Genomic DNA, 3,045 nt, shown 5'->3' on the forward strand with positions numbered 1-3,045 from the left:
TTGCGAAAATATAATAAAGTGTAAAAATGATTCCGACACTGAAAATTACAATCCAAGGTTGTGAGGAAATATGATACATGATTTCCAGTAGAATAGCGAAATAGATAACACCATAGCTTAATATCGAAAATAAATATTCAAGAAAAGTATTGAATTTTTCGTCGTGATCGGGATGTTTTTTCAGTAAAAATAAATTGAAAAATGTTGTTATCAACGTTACCAAGCTTGTTAAAAACACAGGATTGAAAACAATATTCAGATTTTTGGCATCAATATATTCTGTCCAGGTAATTACTTGTGCAGCAATTACCAAAGGAAAAAGAACATAGAAACATTTTCTGAAAATCGGCAGGCAGGTTTTCTTCCATATATATAAAAGGAGCGTTGCTTCAATTGCCCAGACACTCGTGATGAGATGGGTTTTGAACTGCAGTGCAACGGCTAATGTTAAAAGACTCACTGTAACGGCTGTAAAAACAGAGTAGTTAATTCCAAAATTCTTTTGAGAATATTCTCTGAAAAGCAAAAATGAATTCACCAAAGCAAAAATCAGCGGAAAAATAATCACAGGTTCATAGCCAAGCTGATTAAAAATATAAACCAGTCCGATGATATTGGTAAAATTAATTAAAACAAGCATCAGAATATCCGGTGAAGACATTGCTTCTTTCCGGAAATAATTTTTTAAGGCAAAAGAATAGAAGATAATGTATCCTGAAATATAGAAATAAATGCTTGTAAGCTGCGTAGTTTCAAAAGTCCAGTACAAAAGATAAACATAAGTGAATATGAATGCAATCCATCCGATACTTTTCCAGTTTTTAAGAAAGGCAATGGCGAGCATTCCCAGATTCAGAACCGTAATGTAAGTAAACAAAAACGGATAGTTGCTGTGTCCGGAACTAACCATCAATGGTGCTAAAAAACCTCCGAATAAAGAGAAAATAATCAGAATTTCACTTTTATAATAATAGGAGAGTGCAATGCATATCAAAGTAATCAGGCAGGTAACAGAAAAAGCAATGTTTTGCGAAAACAAATGATATTCCCGAAAAGCAATAGTAACCGTAAAATACAAAACGGCAATCCCGCCTCCTGTAATAATGGAAGAAAAGACTGAATAGTTTTTCCTTAAAAAATGACCAAGTAAAATAATGACTGCTCCCAGAAAGAATCCGATTCCTACTCTTGGGGTTTCTCCGATCCAGTTTTTATCAATGGCATACTTTACAAAATAACCGATTCCCAAAACCAAAGTGAAAATCCCGATAATGGTTATAGCATTCTGTTTCAGAAATTCGAAGATAATATTCATCCAGTCTTTTCCTTCTTTTTCAGGAATAATTTCTTGCTGAATATTTTTTTCTTTCTGAGGAAGAACTTCATGTTCTGCCGGGTGCGGAATTTTCTGCCATTCTTTTTCTTCTTTACTTTCCGGAATTTCAGGATTCAGTTTTGAACTCAGTTCCGAAACCTTTTGTTCTAATCTGCTGATCTTACTGCTCAGATTATTATAAATGATGAATATAAAAAGAATAAGGAAAATAACAATTGCATAAATCATCTTTGTTCTTTTGGGAGTATCAAATATAACAATAAACTTAATAGCAAATAATTAATCCGCCAATAAGCAAATTATATGGCGGATTAATCTGAAAGTAATATTTGAACTATAAAAATTAATTAGATATTTTGTAAATATAGAAAGAACCTGTGCTTGAACCGAGTAACCCCAAATCCAGTACAGTGTTGTTGGTAAGACCGAAAGATATTTTATCTCCTGCCTGAAGAGAATATAATGAATTAATACTTCCCTCAGAGATCGTTAAACTAACCAATCCAAGATTGACTCCGCTGAAATCACTCGTGTCGATGATGGTAGAAGTTCCTGCGCGGTTTCTTAAAATGGCAATGCTTGGCGTTGTCGTAAGAACTCCGGATTGAATACCTGTACCATACCTGAAACTAAATCCGATTGCATAAACACCTGTAGAAGGTACTGTATACGTATTGTCAGAATCAGAGAACAAAGATGCTGTACCTGTAGTTCTTTCTGTGGTTAAAAAATTTACCGGTCTGAAACCGTTTGGTAAAATTCCCACATTGATCAAAGTAATACCTGATGATTTTTTCGCAGAATAAACAGAAGTGTTTGTTCCCGAAGTCAATACATAATCTGCAATAACCTGTGGTGCGATCTGTACAACCTGTGAGTCTCCACCGGTGTTTTGGTTAACAGCAAGCATCTGGTATCCCGAAATAGTTGAAGCTGCAGGAGTTTGCCTGATTTTCATTGTTCCATTAATGTCGAGATTTGCTTGTGGGTTTGGAGTGTTAATGCCAACCCATCCACTTTGAGCAAAAGTTGAGGCTGACATCATAGCCAAAAGTAAGCTACAAATTTTAGTTTTCATGCTACAAAATTTAAATTAGTTAATGGTTTTATTCTCAGTCAGTTGTTCTAGTTATATCAAATATCATGCAATGAAGGTTTTATTTATGATAATTTTTCAATAATTATTGAAAAATTATCATAAAAATTTAATCATATATAAATTATGTTAATTAAGTGGTTATTGTTTTGCCTTCTAAATACTTGAAAATTTCTACTAATCAATAGCTTGCAGATAACAACTAAGTAAAAATAGTTTTTTTTATTTTTAAAACCAAGAAAATAACTAAATAAATCTCTTTGAGATGAAATATGTTGATTGGTATATGTGTTTGTAAATAATTATTAATTAGCTTTTTAGAAAAAATTCTTTATAGCTTCCGAGAAAATCTACTTCTACATTCAGTGCTTTTAATTCTTCAAGTGCATTTTGATAAAGTGCCGATTCCCAGCTTCCGGCTACATTGATGAAGAAAAAATAATTTCCGAGTCCTGTTTTCAGGGTTCTGGATTCTATTTTGCTGAGGTTCATCTTTCGCCATGCAAAAACCGACAGAACCTGATGAAGTCCTCCCGCATGATCTTCAGGAAGGGTGATCAGCAGACCGGATTTTTCTCCCAAAACTTCCAGATTTTCATTACTGTAAGCAGTG

Annotated in this window: 2 protein-coding genes and 1 pseudogene; all 3 read right to left on the reverse strand. The window is 33.5% G+C overall.

Annotation, left to right across the window (positions count from 1 at the left end):
* A partial coding sequence (locus tag WFK35_RS21865; protein ID WP_336734674.1) for a DUF2339 domain-containing protein occupies positions 1-1,564 on the reverse strand: 1,564 nt, incomplete at its 3' end.
* Between the two features lie 115 nt (positions 1,565-1,679).
* Complete coding sequence (locus tag WFK35_RS21870) at positions 1,680-2,414, reverse strand: hypothetical protein (RefSeq protein ID WP_336734676.1); 735 nt, start codon at positions 2,412-2,414, stop codon at positions 1,680-1,682.
* 327 nt (positions 2,415-2,741) lie between these two features.
* A pseudogene (locus WFK35_RS21875) lies at positions 2,742-3,045 on the reverse strand (prephenate dehydratase); the annotation flags it as partial.

The sequence above is a fragment of the Chryseobacterium sp. VD8 genome (assembly GCF_037149975.1).
Taxonomy (GTDB): Bacteria; Bacteroidota; Bacteroidia; order Flavobacteriales; family Weeksellaceae; genus Chryseobacterium; species Chryseobacterium indicum.